This window comes from Streptomyces sp. NPDC017529, from assembly GCF_044329785.1.
Lineage (GTDB): Bacteria > Actinomycetota > Actinomycetes > Streptomycetales > Streptomycetaceae > Streptomyces.
The window spans coordinates 121607-140109 of sequence record NZ_JBIRJY010000005.1 but is presented as its reverse complement, the minus strand read 5'-3'; the positions used below and the strand labels follow the sequence as shown (position 1 = coordinate 140109).

22 protein-coding genes are annotated in these 18503 nt (G+C 74.6%); 12 read left to right on the top strand and 10 right to left on the bottom strand.

Annotation, left to right across the window (positions count from 1 at the left end; translation table 11 throughout):
* Positions 1 to 42: 42 nt before the first annotated feature.
* Positions 43 to 1326 (top strand): TerD family protein, encoded by a 1284-nt coding sequence (locus ACH4K4_RS14400; protein WP_398167391.1) that lies wholly within the window; start codon positions 43 to 45, stop codon positions 1324 to 1326.
* Positions 1327 to 1333: 7 nt separating this feature from the next.
* Here ACH4K4_RS14400 and ACH4K4_RS14395 read toward each other — a convergent pair whose 3' ends face one another.
* Positions 1334 to 2491, bottom strand: coding sequence for a glycosyltransferase (locus ACH4K4_RS14395; protein WP_398168000.1), 1158 nt, complete (start codon positions 2489 to 2491; stop codon positions 1334 to 1336).
* A gap of 130 nt (positions 2492 to 2621) precedes the next feature.
* On the opposite strand from ACH4K4_RS14395, the gene ACH4K4_RS14390 reads away from it, so the two are divergent.
* From ACH4K4_RS14390 to ACH4K4_RS14380, 3 genes are all read left to right on the top strand, one after another.
* Positions 2622 to 3410 (top strand): glutamate racemase, encoded by a 789-nt coding sequence (locus tag ACH4K4_RS14390; protein ID WP_398167389.1) that lies wholly within the window; start codon positions 2622 to 2624, stop codon positions 3408 to 3410.
* A gap of 59 nt (positions 3411 to 3469) precedes the next feature.
* Entirely contained in the window at positions 3470 to 4099 is a 630-nt protein-coding gene (locus ACH4K4_RS14385; RefSeq protein WP_398167387.1) for a hypothetical protein, read from the top strand.
* Positions 4100 to 4167: 68 nt separating this feature from the next.
* Positions 4168 to 4647, top strand: coding sequence for an NUDIX hydrolase (locus ACH4K4_RS14380; protein WP_398167386.1), 480 nt, complete (start codon positions 4168 to 4170; stop codon positions 4645 to 4647).
* A gap of 33 nt (positions 4648 to 4680) precedes the next feature.
* Here the strand turns inward: ACH4K4_RS14380 and ACH4K4_RS14375 are convergent, their stop codons facing one another.
* Positions 4681 to 5292 carry a hypothetical protein gene (locus ACH4K4_RS14375; protein ID WP_398167384.1) on the bottom strand — a complete coding sequence of 204 codons (612 nt, stop codon included), beginning with the start codon at positions 5290 to 5292 and terminating at the stop codon, positions 4681 to 4683.
* Positions 5293 to 5508: 216 nt separating this feature from the next.
* Here ACH4K4_RS14375 and ACH4K4_RS14370 point away from each other — a divergent pair, with 216 nt between their 5' ends.
* Positions 5509 to 5706, top strand: coding sequence for a CsbD family protein (locus ACH4K4_RS14370; protein ID WP_398167382.1), 198 nt, complete (start codon positions 5509 to 5511; stop codon positions 5704 to 5706).
* A 114-nt stretch (positions 5707 to 5820) separates the two neighbouring features.
* Entirely contained in the window at positions 5821 to 6021 is a 201-nt protein-coding gene (locus tag ACH4K4_RS14365) for a hypothetical protein (RefSeq protein WP_398167381.1), read from the top strand.
* Between the two features lie 11 nt (positions 6022 to 6032).
* Here ACH4K4_RS14365 and ACH4K4_RS14360 read toward each other — a convergent pair whose 3' ends face one another.
* Positions 6033 to 6857, bottom strand: a complete 825-nt coding sequence (locus ACH4K4_RS14360) for an SAM-dependent methyltransferase (RefSeq protein WP_398167379.1) — start codon at positions 6855 to 6857, stop codon at positions 6033 to 6035.
* A gap of 346 nt (positions 6858 to 7203) precedes the next feature.
* On the opposite strand from ACH4K4_RS14360, the gene ACH4K4_RS14355 reads away from it, so the two are divergent.
* Genes ACH4K4_RS14355 through ACH4K4_RS14335 form a run of 5 tightly spaced genes read left to right on the top strand, consistent with a single transcriptional unit; the run spans position 7204 to position 12783 of the window.
* Positions 7204 to 7782: an RNA polymerase sigma factor gene (locus ACH4K4_RS14355; RefSeq protein WP_398167378.1), complete on the top strand. Its 579-nt coding sequence runs from the start codon at positions 7204 to 7206 to the stop codon at positions 7780 to 7782.
* A 3-nt stretch (positions 7783 to 7785) separates the two neighbouring features.
* A complete protein-coding gene (locus ACH4K4_RS14350; protein ID WP_398167377.1) occupies positions 7786 to 8508 on the top strand; it encodes a hypothetical protein in 723 nt (240 codons plus the stop codon).
* A 41-nt stretch (positions 8509 to 8549) separates the two neighbouring features.
* Positions 8550 to 9761, top strand: a complete 1212-nt coding sequence (locus ACH4K4_RS14345; protein ID WP_398167376.1) for an NAD(P)/FAD-dependent oxidoreductase — start codon at positions 8550 to 8552, stop codon at positions 9759 to 9761.
* A gap of 35 nt (positions 9762 to 9796) precedes the next feature.
* Entirely contained in the window at positions 9797 to 11251 is a 1455-nt protein-coding gene (locus ACH4K4_RS14340; protein WP_398167375.1) for a 2-oxoadipate dioxygenase/decarboxylase family protein, read from the top strand.
* A complete protein-coding gene (locus tag ACH4K4_RS14335; protein WP_398167373.1) occupies positions 11248 to 12783 on the top strand; it encodes an aldehyde dehydrogenase family protein in 1536 nt (511 codons plus the stop codon). Before ACH4K4_RS14340 ends, ACH4K4_RS14335 begins: the two co-directional genes overlap by 4 nt.
* 39 nt (positions 12784 to 12822) lie before the next feature.
* On the opposite strand, the gene ACH4K4_RS14330 is transcribed toward ACH4K4_RS14335, so the two are convergent.
* From ACH4K4_RS14330 to ACH4K4_RS14305, 6 genes are all read right to left on the bottom strand, one after another.
* Complete coding sequence (locus ACH4K4_RS14330; protein WP_398167371.1) at positions 12823 to 13176, bottom strand: anti-sigma factor antagonist; 354 nt, start codon at positions 13174 to 13176, stop codon at positions 12823 to 12825.
* A gap of 227 nt (positions 13177 to 13403) precedes the next feature.
* A complete protein-coding gene (locus ACH4K4_RS14325) occupies positions 13404 to 13598 on the bottom strand; it encodes an antitoxin (protein ID WP_398167370.1) in 195 nt (64 codons plus the stop codon).
* 98 nt (positions 13599 to 13696) lie between these two features.
* Positions 13697 to 14209, bottom strand: coding sequence for a DUF5949 family protein (locus ACH4K4_RS14320; protein ID WP_360138152.1), 513 nt, complete (start codon positions 14207 to 14209; stop codon positions 13697 to 13699).
* A gap of 202 nt (positions 14210 to 14411) precedes the next feature.
* Positions 14412 to 14999 carry an AAA family ATPase gene (locus tag ACH4K4_RS14315; RefSeq protein WP_398167368.1) on the bottom strand — a complete coding sequence of 196 codons (588 nt, stop codon included), beginning with the start codon at positions 14997 to 14999 and terminating at the stop codon, positions 14412 to 14414.
* Positions 14996 to 15505, bottom strand: a complete 510-nt coding sequence (locus tag ACH4K4_RS14310; protein WP_398167366.1) for a hypothetical protein — start codon at positions 15503 to 15505, stop codon at positions 14996 to 14998. Before ACH4K4_RS14310 ends, ACH4K4_RS14315 begins: the two co-directional genes overlap by 4 nt.
* A gap of 84 nt (positions 15506 to 15589) precedes the next feature.
* A complete protein-coding gene (locus tag ACH4K4_RS14305; RefSeq protein ID WP_398167365.1) occupies positions 15590 to 16318 on the bottom strand; it encodes a TetR/AcrR family transcriptional regulator in 729 nt (242 codons plus the stop codon).
* 97 nt (positions 16319 to 16415) lie between these two features.
* Between ACH4K4_RS14305 and ACH4K4_RS14300 the strand changes: the two genes are divergently transcribed.
* Positions 16416 to 18095 (top strand): CocE/NonD family hydrolase, encoded by a 1680-nt coding sequence (locus ACH4K4_RS14300; RefSeq protein ID WP_398167364.1) that lies wholly within the window; start codon positions 16416 to 16418, stop codon positions 18093 to 18095.
* On the opposite strand, the gene ACH4K4_RS14295 is transcribed toward ACH4K4_RS14300, so the two are convergent.
* On the bottom strand, positions 18053 to 18439 hold the full coding sequence (locus tag ACH4K4_RS14295; RefSeq protein WP_398167362.1) for a nuclear transport factor 2 family protein: 387 nt from the start codon (positions 18437 to 18439) through the stop codon (positions 18053 to 18055). The genes ACH4K4_RS14300 and ACH4K4_RS14295 overlap by 43 nt on opposite strands.
* Positions 18440 to 18503 lie beyond the last annotated feature (64 nt).

The window sequence follows — 18503 nt, the reverse complement described above, 5'->3', positions numbered from 1 at the left end:
CGCACGGCGGCCCGGCGAGCGAAGCGAGAGGGAGGCGCCACGATGCCGATGCCCAAGGGAAGCAACGTCGCGGTACCGGCACCGTCGGTACGGATCGAGCTGGGCTGGCACACCGGGCCCGGCGTCCCCGACGTGGACGCCTCGGCGCTGCTGCTGACCGCGGCGGGAAAGGTCCGCAACGACGCTGACCTCGTCTTCTACAACCAGGCCGTGCACGCCTCGGGCACCGTCCGCCATGAGGGCAAGCGGCCCGCCCGGGACACGACGACCGACACCCTGTCCGTCGACCTGGGCCGGCTGGAGGCCGCCGTCGAGAAGGTGGTGCTCGCGGCCTCGGCCGACGGAGGGTCCTTCGGCCGGGTGCCCGGACTGCACATCCGGGTGCTCGACGCGGGCAGCGGCGCCGAACTGGCCCGCTTCGACAGCCAGGACGCCACCGCCGAGACGGCCTTCGTCCTCGGGGAGCTGTACCGCAGGCAGGGCGCCTGGAAGTTCCGCGCCGTGGGCCAGGGGTACGACACCGGGCTCGCCGGGCTGGCCACGGACTTCGGCATCAGCGTGGAGGAGGAGCCGCCCGCCGCGGCTCCGGCCCCGGCTGCCGCACCGGTCCCGGCCGCCGCCCCGGCTCCGGTCCCACCGCCCGCCCCGCCCGTGAGCCCCTCCAAGGTCACCCTCACGAAGGAGGCCCCGGCCGTCTCCTTGACGAAGCAGGGCGGCACCTCGGGAGCCCTGCGGGTCAACCTGAACTGGCAGCAGGCCGGCAAACCCGCCTCCCGCCTCGGCAAGAAGCTGGGCCGCAGGACCATGGAGGCGCTGGGCGCCCGCGGGGCCCTGCTGCCCCAGTCCGGCGACCTGGACCTCGACCTGTGCGCGCTGTACGAACTCACCGACGGCAGCGCGGGCGTCGTGCACCCCATCGGCGGCAACTTCGGCGCGCTGCACACCCCGCCGTACATCCAGCTCGACCAGGACGACCGCACCGGCGCCGCCGCCGCGGGCGAGAACCTGACGGTCAACCTCGACCACCGGCACCAGATCCGCCGCATCCTCGTCTTCGTGACGGTCTACGCGGGCGCCAGGAGCTTCGAAGGGCTGCACGCCACGGTCACGCTCCAGCCGCAGTTCGGCGCCCCCGTCGACTTCTCGCTCGACGAGTGCACCGTCCCGTCCAACGTCTGCGCTCTCGCCCTGATCACCAACACCGGCAGCGAACTGGTCGTGCAGCGCGAGGCCCGCTACCTCGTGCCCGCGCCGGGCGTCAGCCCGCAGCGCACCGTCGACGAGGCCTACGGCTGGGGCCTGAACTGGTCCCCGGCCAGCAAGTGAGCGTCCCTCAGGAGGCGCCGGGCGCCCCGTACGTCCGGCCCTTCCAGGCGGCCCCGCGCCCCCGGTAGTGCTGGACGGCGGAGTCGACCGTCATCAGCAGGTAGAGCAGCGCGGTGAACGGAAGCAGGGGCGCGAGCCACAGCGGCTGCCGGTAGTAGCGCAGCATCGGCAGGTACGTCCCGGTCATCACGGCCCACGCCGCCCCGCCCAGCGCTGCCGCCGTCGTGCTGCCGCCCGCCAGTCCGGCGGCCAGCGCGGCGGGCGGCGCCAGGTAGACCAGTGCCAGCCCGGCCACCGTTCCCGCCAGCAGCAGGGGACTGTGCAGCAGTTGGGCGTACGCGCTGCGCGAGACCATTCGCCACAGCTGGCCCAGCCCCGCGTACGGGCGCACGCTGTCCACCCGGTCGGCCAGCCCCAGCCAGATACGGCCGCCCGTCCGCTGCACCGCCCGGGCCAGCGTCACGTCGTCGATCACCGCGTGCCGGATGCTGTCCGGAACCCCCGCGCGCTCCGCCGCCGCACACCGCAGCAGCACACAGCCCCCGGCCGCGGCGGCGGTCCGCGCCCGTGGCCTGTTGACCCACCGGAAGGGATACAGCTGCCCGAAGAAGTACACGAACGCCGGGACGATCAGCCGCTCCCAGAACGTCACCACCCGCAGCCGCGCCATCTGCGACACCAGGTCCAGGCCGGCCGAGTGCGCCGCCGACACCAACTCCCGCAGGCTGTCCGGCTCGTGGGCGATGTCCGCGTCGGTCAGCAGCAGGTACTCCGCGCCGCCGCGCTCCCGGGCCAGCGCCATGCCGTGCCGTACGGCCCACAGCTTGCCCGTCCAGCCCGGCTCCGGCTCGCCGGGCCGGGCCACGGTCAGCGGCAGCCCGCCCCGCCCGTCCGCCAGCTCCCGGGCCAGCTCGCCCGTCCCGTCCGTACTGCCGTCGTCGACGAGGAACACCTCGGCCCGGCCGGGATACTTCTGCGCCAGCAGGGACGGCAGGCTCTCCGGCAGCACCGCGGCCTCGTCGCGCGCCGGGACCACGACGGCGACCGGCGGCCACCGCTCCGGGTCCGTGCGCGCCGGCAGCCGTACGTCCGTCCGCCAGAAGAAGCCCTGCCCCAGCGCCAGCCACACCCAGGCCGCCAGCGTCCCCGCGCCGATCCACTCCATCGCTCCCACGGGGCGCAGTCTGCCGCACCGGCGCGTGCCGCGGCCGGAACCCGCCCGGCGGCCCCGCGAACGCGGCGGACGGGGATCACCGGTATGACAAGCACCGGGCGGCCCGGCGTAAAGTGTCCGGGTGAAGATCGCGCTCATGGACTCCGGTACCGGCCTGCTCGCGGCGGCCGCCGCGGTACGGCGGCTGCGGCCCGACGCCGACCTGGTCATCTCCTCCGACCCGGACGGCATGCCCTGGGGACCGCGCCCGCCGCACGACATCGCGGCACACGCGCTCGCCGTCGCGCGCGCCGCCGCCGCGCACCGCCCGGACGCCCTGATCGTCGCCTGCAACACCGCCTCCGTGCACGCCCTGCCCGCCCTGCGCGCCGAGCTGGAGCCCGGACTGCCGGTCATCGGCACCGTCCCGGCCATCAAGCCGGCCGCCGCCACCGGCGGGCCCGTAGCGATCTGGGCCACGCCGGCCACCACCGGCAGCCCGTACCAGCGGGGTCTGATCGAACAGTTCGCCTCGGGCGTCGAGGTCACCGGCGTGCCCTGCCCCGGCCTGGCCGACGCCGTCGAGGCCGCCGACGAGGCCGCGATCGACGCCGCCGTCGCGGCCGCCGCCGCGAACACGCCACGTGACGTCCGCACCGTCGTCCTCGGCTGCACCCACTACGAACTGGTCGCCGAGCGCATCCGCGCCGCCCTCCAGCAGCCGGGCGCCCCCGCGCTGGTCCTGCTCGGCTCCGCCGAGGCGGTCGCCGCCCAGGCCCTGCGCCGCATCGGCGCCGACCCGGCCCCCTCGGCCGGCCCGACCGGCAGCGTCACCGTGCTCCTCAGCGGCCGCCCCGGACGCCTCCCCGAGGCCGCGCTCTCCTACGCCGAGGGGCGGCTCCTGGCCGCTGGCGAGCCCGTCCGTCACTGAAGCCCCCCAAGGCGCGCGACACGCTGCCAGGGCGGGCAAAGGCGCGTACGCTGCGTCGTATGAGGGACCACCCCCACGAGGGGGCAGCAGCCCCCGGCAAGCACGGCAGCCCCGTCGGTGACGGCAACGGCGGGGGCTCCGGCAGTCACCCCGACCCCCCGGGCCCCGCGGACGTCCCCGAGGTGTGGCAGGGACGCGCCACCAATCGCGTGCAGTGGCTGCTGGCCGGCATCGGCGCGGCCTGCATGGCGCTCGGCATCGAGCTGGCCGTCGACAGCGCCTGGACCTCCGGACTGGCACCGCTGCTGATGTCGGTGGTGGGCTGCGTCCTGGCCGGTCTGCTGGTGCTCTTCGGCACCCTCGCCTTCGTCCACGTGGCCGTCCGGGTCGACAAGGACTGCCTGGAGGTGCGGTGCGGGCACATGGGCCTGCCCCGCCGCCGGATCCCGCTGGAACACGTCGTCGGCGCGGATTTCGCGCCCCGGGTCACCCCGCGCCACTGGGGCGGCTGGGGCTACCGCTGGCGCCCCGAACAGGGCACGGCCGTGGTCGTACGGCGGGGCGAGGCGGTGGTGCTCCGGCTCGGCGACGGCCGCAGCTTCACGATCACGGTGGACGACGCGGAGAACGCGGTGCGCTGCATCCGCGGCAGGTGCGGGGCGGACAAGGGCCGCGCGGCGGGCAGCTGAGCCGTAGGCGCCCACCTGCCCGCGGCGCGCGACGCTCCCGTTACCCGGTGGTGGTTAGGGTGCCGGGTATGGCGACACCCGACTTCATCCGTGACATCCGGGCCGGCATCGGCCACCAGCTCCTGTGGCTGCCGGGCGTGAGCGCCGTGGTCTTCGACGACCGCGGCCGGGTCCTGCTCGGCCGCAGAGCCGACAACGGCATGTGGTCGATCATCGGCGGGATCCCGGAACCGGGGGAGCAGCCGGCGCAGACCGCGGTGCGCGAGGTGTTCGAGGAGACCGCGGTGCACGTCGTGCCCGAGCGGGTGATCCTCGTCGAGGCGCTGCAGCGGGTCCGGTACCCCAACGGCGACGAGTGCCAGTTCATGGACGTCTCGCTGCGCTGCCGCGCGGTCGGCGGCGAGGCCGCCGTCAACGACGACGAGTCGCTGGAGGTGGGCTGGTTCGCGCTGGACGCCCTGCCGGAGCTGGAGGAGTTCGCGGTGTCCCGGATCAAGATGGCCCTGGACGACGGCCCGGCGTGGTTCGAGGGGATCGAACGGGCCTAGATTCCGCTCACCTGCCGTACCGGCGGCCGCCGCTCACACCGGTGCCCACGGGAGCCGGATCGAGGTCTGGGACTCCTCGCCGCCCGGCAGGCCGGGGATGCCGGGCTCCTCGGGCGCGCCGGGGTCGCCCGGCGACTGCTCCGGCGCGTCCGGCGGTGCCGAGCGGCCCGCCTCCTCCGTGTGCATCTGCTGCCGGCCGCCGTCCTTGCGGCAGCTGCTCAGCCAGGTGCCGGTGGGCCCGTTCTCGTACTGGCACTCCCAGCCCCGTACGGTCAGCGAAGGCCGGCCGGCGTCGGCCTTGCGGAAGAACTCGGCCATCACGCTCCGCGCCTCGGCGCAGCCGGCCGTCGGCCCGGCGCCCGGCCCGGAGAACAGGCGCGCGGTCAGGCCTTCGCCCATGGCGTCCGGCAGCGCCCCGCAGTCCAGCGGCTGCCCCGGGACGGCCGTGCCGGAGCCGGACGGCCCCGGGCCGCCGGTGGCCCCCGGGTCCCCCGACGGGCTTCCCGTGAGGCTCTTCGTGGGGCTCGCGCCCGGCGCGGAGCCGGTGGCGGCGGGCGACGCCGCGGTGTCGTCGGGGCCGCTGCCGCCGCACCCCGCGACGGCGAGGGCGAGCAGTGCGGTCGGTACGGCGATGAGCCGGCGCATGTCGAACTCCTTCGGCCGCGGGTCGCGCGGACAGGACGCTCCGCCGTACGGACGCTAGGAGCCCCGCGTGCGAGCTGCGATCCGGAACGGGCGAACGGGTGAACGGCCGGGCCGCCGGCCGACGGCCGCGCGCTACCGGTAGCCGCCTCCGGATGCGCCCGCCGCCCGGCTGCGGCAGCGTGGGATGTCCCACCAGCGGACCGTAGGGAGTACGTCATGGGCGACAGCGCCATGGACAAGGCCAAGGGCAAGGCCAAGGAGATGACGGGCAAGGTCACCGGCAACGACCGGATGAAGGGCGAGGGCCGGGCCGACCAGGCCAAGAGCAAGGCCAAGGGCGCGGTGGACGAGGTCAAGGGCAACGCCCAGGGCATGCGGGACTCCCTCAAGAACAAGGGCGGCCGCGAGTCCTGAGCGGATACGGACGCCCGCCGGGCCGTCGCCCGGCACGCCGCCCGCACCCCGTCTCCCGCACACCGGTGCGGGCGGCGGGGTGACCCGCGCGCCGGGACGCTCGTTGTGCAGGGCATGATCAAGAAAATCGCCGCAGCGGCCCTCCTGGCGGGCTCGGTCGTCTCCACGGCCCAGACCACCGCGGAGGCCGCGGGAATCCCGGAAGCGCTCCACACGACCACCGAGACGACGACGGAACTCCTCTTCCACCTTCCGAGCATCCAGGGGCTGCGGCCACCGCCAGGGTTCTCCTACCAGCAGGGCGACGGCGCGTAGGGTGCCCGCCGTCAGGGCTTGCGCGCGACCGCCGCGTAGCTGGCGGCCTCCGCGTCCGTGACGTGCGTGGCGTCGCCGGGGTCGTCCGGGCGCCACTGGTGGGACAGGGTGACACCGGGCTCCAGCAGCTCCCAGCCGTCGAAGAAGCGGGTGAACTCGGCCTCCGTACGGAACTGCACCGACGTTCCCGCCGCGGCGTAGATGTCCAGGATCCGGCCCATCGCCTCGGGGGCGAAGTCGGCGGTGGCATGGGTCATCGCCAGCGTGCTGCCGCTGGGCAGGGCCGCCTTGAGGTGTTCGACGACCCGGTGCGCCCGGCCCTGCCCGTCGTCCGGCACGAAGTGCATGAGGGCGTTGAGGCTCAGCGCGACCGGGCGGGCGAGGTCGAGGGTCTCGCGGACCCGGGGCGCGGTGACGATGGCGGCCGGGTCGGTGACGTCGGCCTGGAGGTAGGCCGTGCGGCCCTCCGGCGTACTGCGCAGCAGCGCGGCGGCGTGGGCCAGCACGATGGGGTCGTTGTCCGTGTAGACGACGCGGGCGTCCGGCGCGATGTCCTGGGCGATCTCGTGCAGGTTGGGCGGGGTGGGGATGCCGGTACCGATGTCCAGGAACTGGCGCAGGCCCGCCCGCGCGAAGGCGCGGGTGGTGCGGTGCATGAACTCCCGGTTGATCCGCGCGGCGACCAGCGCCGCGGGGAAGACGGCGAGCACGCTGCCGGCGGCGGTGCGGTCGGCGAGGAAGTTGGTCTTGCCGCCGAGCATGTAGTCGTAGATGCGGGCCGAGTGGGCGCGGTCCAGTTGCAGGTCCACCACCGGTTCGCCGTGCTGCTCGCTCATCGCGGTCCGCCTCCCCTGTGCGGCTGCCGGGCTGCCGCCAGAGCACTACCCTGCGTGTCCCCGGTCATTCGCCCGTGGGCGACGCGGGCCCGGCCGCACCGCCCCAAGTAATCACATGAACGCGCACGGCGAGATTTCTTGGCGGTCGGTGCCACAACGGGGCGGGTTTTCCGGTTCATTGGAAGAGAGGGCCGCCGCGCCCTCCCGCTGATGCCGGAGCCCTCCGGACTCCCGGACCGCGGCGAACGGAACGAGGACTTCACGTGAGTACGTACCGGTACGCCCTCCTCCCGCTGCCCACCGCCCGCGTCCCCGGCGCCGGCCGTGACGGCGGGCAGGGGCACCCGTGACCCACCGCCTGCCGCCACCGGCCGGCGACCAGCTGCGACAGGCCGGCCGGCGACTGGCCGTCGCCTTCGAGGCGTTCCACGAGACGCACTACCGCAAATGGCTGGCCTATTCCTACCTGCACACCGGCACCGAGGACGCGGCCCTGGAGGTCACCGGCACCGCCTACCAGCGCCTACGGCTGTGCTGGCCGTACGCGCTCAAGCAGTCCTCGGTCGACGCCTACGCCTGGGCCGTCCTCAAGGAGTCCGTCGTGGACTGGCTCTGCCGGCACGGGCGGGCCACCGCGCTGACCGAGAGCGCGGCCTTCGCCGTCGTCACCCGCGCCCTGCTGCGCGAGTGCCAGCAGCAGTTCGCCCTCCTGGAGAGCCAGTTGGGCCTGTACGAGGCGATCGCGCGACTGCCCGAACGGCAGTGCGACGTGATCGTGCTGCGCCATGTCGTCGGGTACTCCGACGACCAGATAGCCGCCCTGCTCGGTGTCGACGAGGCCACCGTCCGCTCCCACGCGAGCCGCGGCAAACGCCGGCTCGCCGCCGCGCTCGGCATCGAACCGGGCCCCACGAAGGGGAAGTGACCCATGCCGCACACCCGCCGGGCCGGCCGGGAGACCATCGAATCCCTGCTGGCAGCCGCCGCCGACGTACTCGCCGAGTCCTACGGCTCCTACGACACCGCGGCGGCACGCGACCGGCTCCTCCGCGACACCGGCGCCGACGAGCACACCGGCGCCGCCTACCCGGCCGGACGGCGCCCGGGCGCCCCGGCGCCCACCGCCTACCCGAGCGCCCACGACGAGGCCACCCACGAACTCGACCTCGCCTGCGCCCTGGTGGTCAACGCGGCCGCGGCGGCGGACAGCCTCGCCCGGCTGGTCGACGACCACCGCATCGACCCCGAAGGGGCCCTGGTCTTCGGCTGCCTGCTGCACATCACCGGACGCGCCGAGGCCGCCGACTTCTGGTGGCGGTTCGGCGCCGGCGGCGGCAGCCGTACCGCCGCCTACTGCCTGTACCTCTCCCACCGCCGGCGCGGCGAGTTCCGCGACGCCGCCTACTGGCGCACACAGGCCGCGCACGACCCCGACGAGGAGCCGCCGCCGACCGCCGCATTCGACGCGCAGCACCTGCTGCCCGACGCCGCCCGGCACGCCCTGCTCGTCCAGTGGCACAGCGGCCTCGCGCCCACCCTGCCCGCCGCCCTGGAGAGCGTCATCAACCGCCTCACCGTCGCCGGCGACGACGAGGACTTCGGCGAGATCCCCCGCCCGTCGCCTACGCTCGTGGACGACCTGCGCCGGTGACCGGCGCGGCTCGCCCGGCACACCGACGGAAAGGTGTCCGCATGCACCGCAGCACGGCTTCAGCGCCCGTCCCCGCACGCGCCGCCGTCGTGATCGTCGGCGGCGGCGTGCTCGGGGCGAGCATCGCGTTCCATCTGGCCGAGGCCGGTGTCGCAGGCGTGCTCCTGCTGGAGCGCGACCGGCCCGCCGCCGGCTCCTCGGGCAAGCCCATCGGCGGCGTACGCGCCCAGTTCTCCGACCCGCTCAACATCCGGATCGGCCGGCGCAGCCTGGAGGCGTGGCGGGCGTTCGGCGAGCGGCCCGGCGCGGACATCGGCCTGGAGAGCGTCGGCTACCTCTTCCTGCTCGGCGACGACACCGAACGCCGACTGTTCGCGGAGGGGGTGGCGGCACAGAACGCGCTCGGTGTGCCGAGCCGGCTCATCGGACCGGCCGAGGCCGCCGCGCTGTGCCCCTACCTCGACCCGGACGGCATCCTCGCCGCCGCGTACTGCCCCACCGACGGCTACGCACTGCCCGGGGCGGCGGTGACCGGCTACCTGCGCGCGGCCGTACGGCGGGGCGCGGCCGTCCGTACGCACTGCCCCGTCACCGCGATCGAGACGTCGGGCGGCACCGTGCGCGCCGTCCGCACCCCGCACGGCACCGTGCGCACCGGCGCGGTGATCTGCTGTGCGGGCGCCTGGTCGGCGGAGGTCGGCGCGATGGCCGGCGTACGGCTGCCCGTCACCCCGGTGCGCCGGCAGATCGCGTTCACCGGGCCGCTGCGCCCGGCGCCGCCCCGTATCCCGTTCACCCTCGACTTCGCCACGACCGCCTACTTCCACAACGACGGCGCGGGCGGGCTGCTGCTGGGCATGTCCGACCCGCGCCAGAAGCCGGGCTTCGGCCGGGAGTTCAGCCGGGAGTGGCTGGAACCCTTCCGCGAGGCCGTCGCACGGCGGGCGCCCGCCCTGGCCGCGGTGCCGGTCAGCCACGGCTGGGCCGGCCTCTACGAGACCACCCCCGACAACAACGCGCTCATCGGCGAGTCGGCGGACGTCGGCCGGTTCCTGTACGCCACCGGCTTCTCCGGCCACGGCTTCCTCCAGGCGCCCGCGGTGGGGGAGCTGGTCCGCGACCTCTACCTGGGCCGGGAGCCGTTCCTCGACGTCGGGCCGCTGGCCGCCACCCGGTTCGGCGGCCGGGCGGGCACCGGGCGTACGGCGGGCGGCGGGCCCGCGGGCGGCCGCCCGGAGGCACACGTCATCTGACACACCGGCAACCGTCCACCACCCGGGAGGTCCGCATGATCCCCACCTGGCGGCTGCGCGCCGCCTTCGCCCGCCGGCTCTCCGCCGTGTACGGCACCGAGGTCCCCGCGTACACCACCCTCCTGGACGTGACGGGCGAGGTGAACGACGAGGTAGCGCGCCGGAACCCGGACGCGGGACGGCTGGGCGGCCTGGACCGGGTCACCGCCGAGCGGCACGGCGCCATCCGCGTCGGCACGCCACGGGAACTGCGCCAAGCCGCCCAGGTCTTCGCCGCCCTGGGCATGCGCCCGGTGGGCTTCTACGACCTGCGGGACGCCACCACCAGCGCGGTACCGGTCGTCTCCACCGCGTTCCGGCCGGTCGACCCCGACGAACTCGCCCGCAACCCCTTCCGCGTCTTCACCTCCCTGCTCACCACGGCGGACCGCCGGTTCTTCGACGCCGGCCTCCAGGCCCGGCTGGAAGCGTTCCTGGCCCGCCGCACCCTCTTCCCGCCGGAACTGCTCACGCTCGCCGCCCGTGCCGAGCGGGAGCACGGCCTCGCACCGGAGGAAGCGGAACGCTTCCTCGCCCTGGCGGTCGACGCCTTCGCGCTCTCCCCGGAACCGGTCGACCGCGCCTGGTACGCCGAACTCGCCCGGATCTCCGCGGTCGCCGCCGACATCGGCGGGGTGACCCGCACCCACCTCAACCACCTCACGCCGCGCGTCCTGGACATCGACGCGCTGTACCGGCGGATGGCGGACCGGGGCGTCACGATGATCGACGAGATCCAGGGACCGCCGCGCTGGGACGGGCCCGACGTGCTGCTGCGGCAGACCTCGTTCCGCGCCCTGGACGAACCGCGCAGGTTCCGCGAGCCGGACGGCAGCGTGACCACCGGCACGCTGCGGGTCCGTTTCGGCGAGGTCGAGGCGCGCGGCATCGCACTGAGCCGCGCGGGCCGCGCCCGCTACGACGCGCTCTGCGCGGAGACGGACCGGCGGCTCGCCGAGGACGGCCGGGCCACCCGCCAGGACGTGGCCCGCGAGGTGTGGGAGGCCGGCTTCCCGCGCGAGGAACGCCTGCTCGCCGCCGGAGAGCTGGCCTTCTTCACCTTCCACCCGGCGGCGGCGCGCCCGCGCGACGGACGGCGGCCGCCCGCGGACCTGGCCGGGCTGCTGGACGACGGCTGGCTGACCTCCCACCCGATCGTCTACGAGGACTTCCTGCCCCGCTCGGCCGCCGGTATCTTCCGCTCCAACCTCGCCGGCCAGGGCACCCGGGATGCCGCCCGCACCGGCACGCCCTACGACGAGCACCGGCTCTCCGCGATCCTCGAACGCCCCGTGCACGACCCTTTCGAGATCTACGCCGCCCAGCAGGACGCCGCGCTGCGGCACGCGCTGGAGGCCCTGGGCGCGGACGACGCCCGCCGCGCCCTCGCGTCCCGCGCGACCGCTCTGCGCCCCTCCCCGCCGCCCCGTACCGAAGGAGCCGCCCCGTGAGCCCCCGCACCCAGCTCCCCAGCACCGAGGAACTCCGCGACCGGGCCGCGGGACGGCTGCTCCGCTGCGGCGTGGCAGCCGTCCCGGAGGGCGTCGGCATCACCGCCCGTACGCCCGTCACCGGCGGCGTCCTGTACCGGCTGCCCGCCGCCACCGCCGAGGAGGCCGACGCCGCGATCACCGACGCCGAAGCGGCGTTCCGTGAGTGGCGCACCGTCCCGGCGCCCCGGCGCGGCGCGCTGGTCAAGCGCCTCGGCGAACTCCTCACCGCCCATCAGGACGACCTCGCCGACCTGGTCACCATCGAGGTCGGCAAGATCCGTTCCGAGGCGCTGGGCGAGGTCCGCGAGATGATCGACATCTGCGACTTCGCCGTCGGGCTGTCCCGCCGGCTCTACGGGCGCACCATGGCCAGCGAACGGCCGGGCCACCGCCTCGCGGAGACCTGGCACCCGCTCGGCGCGGCCGCGGTGCTCTCCGCGTTCAACTTCCCCGTCGCCGTCTGGTCCTGGAACACCGCCATCGCCCTGGTCTGCGGCGACCCGGTGGTGTGGAAGCCCTCCGAGCGGACCCCGCTCACCGCGCTGGCCTGCGACGCCCTGCTCGCCCGCGCGATCGCCGACACGGGCGAGCGGGACGGGCTGCACCGGCTGCTGCTCGGTGGCCGGGACACGGGCGCCCTCCTCGTCGACGACCCGCGGATCGCCCTGGTCAGTGCCACCGGTTCGGTACCGATGGGCCGCGAGGTGGCACCGCGGGTAGCCGCCCGCTTCGGCCGCTGCCTGCTCGAACTCGGCGGCAACAACGCCGTCGTCGTCACCCCGTCCGCCGACCTGGAACTCGCCGTACGGGGCATCGTGTTCTCCGCCGCCGGAACCGCGGGCCAGCGCTGCACGACCCTGCGCCGCCTGATCGTCCACGAGGACGTCGCGGACCGGCTGACGGAGCGGATCGTGCACGCCTACGAGCAGCTGCCCGTCGGCAACCCCTTCGACGACGCGACCCTCGTCGGGCCGCTGATCGGCCCCGGCTCCCACGCCGCCATGACCAAGGCCCTGGACGCCGCCAGGTCGGACGGCGGCACCGTGCTCACCGGCGGCGACCTGCGGCTCACGGAACAGGTACCGGACGCCGCCTACGCCAGGCCCGCGGTGGTGCGGATGCCCGCGCAGACCGCCGTCGTCCGCGCCGAGACCTTCGCCCCGATCCTGTACGTCCTCACCTACCGCACCTTCGAGGAGGCCGTCGCGCTGCACAACGACGTGCCCCAGGGCCTGTCGTCCGGCATCTTCACCCGCGACCAGCGGGAGGCCGAACGCTTCCTGGCCGCCGACGGCTCCGACTGCGGCATCGCCAACGTCAACATCGGCACCTCGGGCGCGGAGATCGGCGGCGCGTTCGGCGGGGAGAAGGAGACCGGTGGCGGCCGGGAGTCCGGCTCCGACGCCTGGCGCTCGTACATGCGCCGGGTCACCAACACGGTCAACTACTCGGACGCCCTGCCGCTCGCCCAGGGAGTCGACTTCCTGTAGGCGCGGGGAGGCGGCCCGCAGGCCCGCCCGCCCGTGGCGTCAGTTGAGCGTGCGGGCGGGCAGCAGCCGTTCGATCACGACGAACTGCTCGTCGAGCGGTGCGAGGCGCAGCAGCCGGCGCACGATCGGACGCGGCCCCAGCAGCACCAGCCGGCCACTGCGCTCGGCCACCCGCTCACGCAGACGGCAGAGCAGGGCCAGCCCGCTGCAGTCCATGAAGCCGACCTGGCACAGATTGACGACCACGGTCTCCGGGCGGGGCGGCAGGGACTCGTCTATTCCGGGTTGCAGTGCCAGCGCCAGAGCGAGGTCGAGTTCGCCCCGGAACGCGAGCACGAACTGGTCGCCGACCGTATACGTGTACAAGGACCCGTCGACGGTGCGTTCCGCCATGTCGCCCCCTACCGGATGCACGGGCCGCGAAGCGGCTGCTGGCTGATGGGCACCGGGGACCGGGGTGCGGAAAAACCGTAGCCGGACGCGCGAGAGGAGAATCGATCAGGCAAGTACGTATCGCTCGAACGGGTGAAGGCGAGTGATTTTCCTTGACGTGACGTTCGGGCGCACGGACGTCCCGGGCCGGGCCCGTCAGGCGGGGCCCGGCCCGGGACGGTGCGCGATCAGGACTGCGGCGGCTGGTCCTGGCCCTGATCCTTGCCGAACTGGCCTCTGAGCTTGTCCTGGGCCGTGTCGACCTGACCGCTGTACTTGCCCTGGGTCTTGTCGTCCACGAAGTCTCCGGCCTTGTCGATGCCCTTGCCGGTCTGCTCCTCGTGGCCCTTCAGCATCTGCTTGAGCTTGTCCATCACGGACATGAGTCGTCCTCCTCGCCACTGACGCCCCCACCCTTCCAGGGTCACCGCGTCCGGCCGGTTCCGCATCCGGGGTGGCACGGGGCGACGGGCCCGACGGGCTAGGCCGACTTGCCCTGCAGGCTGCGCACGGGGATCAGGCAGTGCGCGGAACTCTTGATCACGGACTCGTCGCCGGCGAAGGCCCGCAGCATGTCCTCGCTGACCGGGCCGCCGGGCCGCGCCTCGGGCCACGGCCGGGTGGCGAACATGCCGTACACCTGCCCGCGGTAGTCGGCCGCCGCCAGCCACTCCGGCGGCACCAGGCACTGCGCGCTGAAGACCGGCATCGTCAGCACCGCCCGGCCGGCCTCGACGATCAGCGTCAGCGGAAGGGAGGGGGTGCGGGACGCGTCCTGGAGCTCGCCGCCGACCAGCAGCCCGGCCTGGCCGAGCATCTTGCCCATGGCCTCCGACCCGGCCTCGGGGCCGTCCTTGCCGTCTCCGAGGGAGTAGGCGAGCAGGAAGGGGACATCGTGACCGTCCTCGGGGTGCGCGCCGCTCCATCCGATCATCATGAGCGTGCCCAGCTGGTTGAGCGGAAGGTTGCCGGTTGAGGCCTGGGATGTGGTCATGGCGGGCACCTTAGTGACCTCCACGACCCGTCGTGCGCGCGTTTCACCCGGTCGGAGGAGCCTCGCCGACATCCAAGCCGAACGGGTACCGGTCACTCACCCGTACCGGCGACCACCCCGGTCCCGTACGGCGGAAAGCGGCGGCAAGCGGCGGCCGCGGAGCCCGCCGGGGAGGGGCGGGGCCGGTGCCCGCCGCCCTCGCTCAGGCGATGGCGCCCTCGGTCCAGGCGCGGGCGAGGATCTCGTCCACGGTCTGCTCCACGGTCTGGTCCGAGGTGTCCAGCCACAGCCCGATCCGCGGGGTGTCCTCGCGCAGCGCCGTGTCGAGGTCGCGCACGCCGAAGGCGGGGCCGTAGGCCGTCTTCGCCCGGCCCGCCTCCCGTGCCTCGACCACCGCCGGGCCAGGGGCCAGGACGATCACCGCCAGCGGGCGGGTCCTGATGTGCTCGGCCATCTCGGTGAGGTGCTCGCCGAGCAGGATGTCCTGGGCGACGACGGTGAACCCCGCCTGCGCGTACTGGTCGGCGCAGACGGCGGTCAGCCGGTGCCGCAGGCGCAACTGGGCGACGGCCGCCTCGTCGGCGTCCGGTGTCATCTCGGCCCGGCCCCGGACGACCATGCGCCGGAACGTGTCGCCGCGCAGATGCACCGACCGCGCCAGCCGCTCCGTGAGCGCCTGCGCCACGGTGGTCTTCCCGGCCGCCTGAATGCCCGTCAGCACCACCACTCCCGGCCCGAGCCACGGCCCCTGCGGCTCGAAGGACGCGCTGCCGGTGAAGTGTGCCGTCATGGGGTCGGCTGCCTTTCCGCAGGTGGGGCCGTACGGGATGCGGGCGTGGCGGTCGCCTGGGGCGCTCCGCCGGGGCATCCTATCGCCGGGGCAGGGCCCGTCCGGCAGCTGACGGCGTGGCGCCTTGGCACCCACCGGGCCGCTGACGGCAGGGGGCCGGGGCGGAACGCGCGGGCGCAGGCGGTGGCCGTGGCGCCCGCCAGCCCCGAGAGCAGCACGACGGTCAGGCTCACGCGGTCGGCGGCGTGCCACGCCAGGTCGCCGCCGCGGTTGACGAGGAACCCGTCGAGGAACAGCCGGCACACCACGGCGGCGGCCAGGGCTTTGCCCGGCCGGGACAGGGCGGCGACCGCGGCAGCCAGGGCGGCGAAGGCGGCGGCCGAGAGCGCCGGATGCGCCCGCCCGCCGCCGAGCATCAGGCCGAGGACGAGCAGCGCGGACGCGACACCGGCGACCGGCAGGGCGAACGTGTCGGCCGGCCGGGCCGTGGGGATGGTCGCAGCCATGGGGGACCGCCTCCTTATGGCGCCTCCCACGGTCATTCTCCGCGGCCCGGCCGGCCCAAACAGCGTGCCGGCCGGGCCCGTCGCTCAGCCGGCCGCCGTCAGCCCGTTGATCATGCGGTCGAGGAGGCGGCCGAACGTGGCGTCGGGCCCCGGGGCGTCGTCCGGTGCCGTCAGGGCCCCGGCGACCAACGGATACGCGTCCGCGACGGCGGCGGACCGCAGGTAGCGGGCCTGCGCTTCGTGGAACTCGCGGGTGCTGTGACCCGCGGCCTCCTCCTGGGCGAGCTCGTGCGTGACGTGGCCGGCCACGAAACCGGAGAGCAGGCTGAAGATCTCCAGACCCGCCTGGCCGCCCAGGCCCGCGGGCGCGAGTGCGGCGAGCGCGTACTCCAATGCGGCGAGGGTGTTCGGGCCGAACGTCTGCCGCGCGGGCAGCGCCGTCGCCAGCCAGGGGTGCCGCCGCATGATCGCGCGCTGCTCGTGGGCGAACCGCCGCAGATCCGCACGCCAGTCGCCGGAGGGCTCCGGCGGCAGCCGGTGGTCGCCGCTCACCTGGTCGATCATCAGCTCCAGCAGCGTCTCCTTGTTGGGGACGTAGCTGTAGAGGGACATCGTGCCGGCCCCGATCCGGGCCGCGACCGCGCGCATCGTGACGGCGGCGAGCCCCTCGGCGTCGGCGAGGGCGACGGCCGCCGTGGTGATCGCGGCGCGGCTGTGGGCCGGCGGCCGCCCGCGCCGCGGGCGTTCGGCGGGCGCCCAGAGCGCCTCCGGATCCACCCCGGCGCTACGGCCTGACGAGCCTGTACGGGTCACGGCAACCTCTCTCTGCTGGTGGCCGCCATCCAATCATCCGCTATTCTCGTACGTCGTACGAGAAATAAGCCGGTCCCGCACCAGGAATCGAGGCACCGTGACGACGGCGACGTACCACCCCGCGGCGAAGAAGCCGCCCCTGCGCACCCGCGCCCTGCGGCGCACCCTGCGCGGCATGCCCCCCGCACGCCACGACATCGCGTACGAGCCCGGTCTCGTGGTGCCCGCCGCCGACGGCAGCCCGCTGCTGACCGACCACTACTTCCCCCTGGCCGACGGTGACTTCCCCACGGTCCTGGTGCGCTCGCCCTACGGCCGGGGCATCCCGTGGGCGCCCATGTACGGAGTGCTCCTCGCCGAACAGGGCTTCCATGTCGTCCTGCAGAGCTGCCGCGGCACCGGCGGCTCCGGCGGCGCGTACGCGCTGTGGCAGCACGAAGCCGCCGACGGCCGGGCCACCGTCGCGTGGCTGCGCGAACAGCCCTGGTTCACCGGCGTCGTGGGGACGGCCGGCCCCAGCGCCCTCGGCTACGCCCAGTGGGCCCTGGCCCTGGACCCGCCGCCCGAACTGCGCGCGATGGTGATCCAGGTCGGCGTGCACGACATGCACGGCTTCTTTCACGCGTCCGGCGCCTTCGCCCTGGAGAGCGCCCTGGTCTCCGCCGTGGGCCGGCTGCACTACGGGCGGGGCACGCCGCACTTCCTGCGGGCCGCGCTACGGCTGCGGCGCCACCTCCGGAAGGCGACGCACACCCTTCCCCTCGGCGAGGCGTACGTGCCCGGCATGGGCGGCCGGGTGCCCTTCCTGGACGCGGCCATGGCCCACCCCGACGCGGCCGACCCGCACTGGCGCGGGGCGGACGCCGGGGCCGCGGCCGAGCGGCTGACCGTGCCGACCAGCCTGGTCACCGGCTGGCACGACGTCTGCCTCGACCAGACGCTGCGGCAGTACGAAAGGCTGCGCGGCGCCGGCTGCGACGCCGCCCTGCTCGTCGGCCCCTGGACGCACAACTCCGCGATGCAGCAGGGCTGGCCCGAGGTCTTCGCCGAAAGCCTCGCCTGGCTGCGGGCCCACCTGTGCGGCGACCCGTCCGGCCTGCGGGAGGAGCGGGTGCGGGTGCACGTCGGCGGTCGCCGGGAGTGGCACGACCTCGCCGAGTGGCCGCCGGCCGCGGCGGACCGCCGCTGGTACCTCGCCGGCGACGGCACGCTGAGCGACCGGGCTCCCGCGGCCGCTCCGCCGCCGGCCTTCCGTTACGACCCGGCCGACCCGACGCCCTCGGTCGGCGGGCCGCTGCTGTCGGGAAAGGCCGGGCCCCGGGACAACGCGTCCCTGGAGGCCAGGGACGACGTGCTGACCTTCACCACCGCGCCGCTCGCCGAGCCGGTCGACGTCCTGGGAGCGGCCGGTGTGGAACTTCGGGTGGGCGCGGACACCGGTCACGCCGACGTCTTCGTCCGGCTCTGCGACGTCGACGCACAGGGCCGCTCGACGAACGTCTGCGACGGACTGCGGCGGCTGCGGCCCGCCGGACCGGGGCCGGCCGCCGTCACGGTGGCGACGAGCTCCACCGCGTACACCTTCGCGGCAGGACACCGCATCCGGCTCCAGGTCAGCGGCGGCGCCCACCCGCGCTTCGCCCGCAACACCGGTACGGGCGAGCCGTTGGCGGCCGCCACCCGGCTCGTCCCCACGGAGGTGACGCTCCACCACCCCTCGGTGCTGGTGCTCCCTCAGACGAAGAACGCGTTCATGCCGTCCACGTCGGAGAGGTAGGTCTCGATGGCCGCGATCCGGCCGTCGCGCACGGTGCACACCGTCGAGAGGTGCTCGTCCAGGACCACGTCGCCGCGCTGGGCGGTGTTGTGCAGCGACAGCGCCATGTTGCGCGGGCTCACCAGGATGTGGAGGAGGGCGAAGTTCAGGCCGTACCCGGCGATCTTCCGGGCGCGCTCGACGACCGCGTCCGCGCCGTGCGCCATGCCGGAGATCGTGTTCGAGCCGGGCAGCTCCCAGGTCGCGTCCTCGTGCAGGAGCGAGCGGATCGCGTCCCAGTCGCCGGTGGCGAGCGCGGCGTGGAACTGCTTGCCGAGGGAGTAGTTGTCCTCGTAGATCGTCATGAGGGAGATGTCTCCTTGGTGTCGGATCGTCAGTTCGTATGTTCTAGAACTGTAGCACTAGAGG

What these genes read in the sequence shown, in the direction of transcription:
- ACH4K4_RS14400 (WP_398167391.1), top strand. Translation starts at nt 43, where the DNA reads ATGCCGATGCCCAAGGGAAGCAACGTCGCGGTACCGGCACCGTCGGTA.
- ACH4K4_RS14395 (WP_398168000.1), bottom strand. Translation starts at nt 2,491, where the DNA reads ATGGAGTGGATCGGCGCGGGGACGCTGGCGGCCTGGGTGTGGCTGGCG.
- ACH4K4_RS14385 (WP_398167387.1), top strand. Translation starts at nt 3,470, where the DNA reads ATGAGGGACCACCCCCACGAGGGGGCAGCAGCCCCCGGCAAGCACGGC.
- ACH4K4_RS14380 (WP_398167386.1), top strand. Translation starts at nt 4,168, where the DNA reads ATGGCGACACCCGACTTCATCCGTGACATCCGGGCCGGCATCGGCCAC.
- ACH4K4_RS14375 (WP_398167384.1), bottom strand. Translation starts at nt 5,292, where the DNA reads ATGCGCCGGCTCATCGCCGTACCGACCGCACTGCTCGCCCTCGCCGTC.
- ACH4K4_RS14370 (WP_398167382.1), top strand. Translation starts at nt 5,509, where the DNA reads ATGGGCGACAGCGCCATGGACAAGGCCAAGGGCAAGGCCAAGGAGATG.
- ACH4K4_RS14365 (WP_398167381.1), top strand. Translation starts at nt 5,821, where the DNA reads ATGATCAAGAAAATCGCCGCAGCGGCCCTCCTGGCGGGCTCGGTCGTC.
- ACH4K4_RS14360 (WP_398167379.1), bottom strand. Translation starts at nt 6,857, where the DNA reads ATGAGCGAGCAGCACGGCGAACCGGTGGTGGACCTGCAACTGGACCGC.
- ACH4K4_RS14350 (WP_398167377.1), top strand. Translation starts at nt 7,786, where the DNA reads ATGCCGCACACCCGCCGGGCCGGCCGGGAGACCATCGAATCCCTGCTG.
- ACH4K4_RS14345 (WP_398167376.1), top strand. Translation starts at nt 8,550, where the DNA reads ATGCACCGCAGCACGGCTTCAGCGCCCGTCCCCGCACGCGCCGCCGTC.
- ACH4K4_RS14340 (WP_398167375.1), top strand. Translation starts at nt 9,797, where the DNA reads ATGATCCCCACCTGGCGGCTGCGCGCCGCCTTCGCCCGCCGGCTCTCC.
- ACH4K4_RS14330 (WP_398167371.1), bottom strand. Translation starts at nt 13,176, where the DNA reads ATGGCGGAACGCACCGTCGACGGGTCCTTGTACACGTATACGGTCGGC.
- ACH4K4_RS14325 (WP_398167370.1), bottom strand. Translation starts at nt 13,598, where the DNA reads ATGTCCGTGATGGACAAGCTCAAGCAGATGCTGAAGGGCCACGAGGAG.
- ACH4K4_RS14320 (WP_360138152.1), bottom strand. Translation starts at nt 14,209, where the DNA reads ATGACCACATCCCAGGCCTCAACCGGCAACCTTCCGCTCAACCAGCTG.
- ACH4K4_RS14315 (WP_398167368.1), bottom strand. Translation starts at nt 14,999, where the DNA reads ATGACGGCACACTTCACCGGCAGCGCGTCCTTCGAGCCGCAGGGGCCG.
- ACH4K4_RS14310 (WP_398167366.1), bottom strand. Translation starts at nt 15,505, where the DNA reads ATGGCTGCGACCATCCCCACGGCCCGGCCGGCCGACACGTTCGCCCTG.
- ACH4K4_RS14295 (WP_398167362.1), bottom strand. Translation starts at nt 18,439, where the DNA reads ATGACGATCTACGAGGACAACTACTCCCTCGGCAAGCAGTTCCACGCC.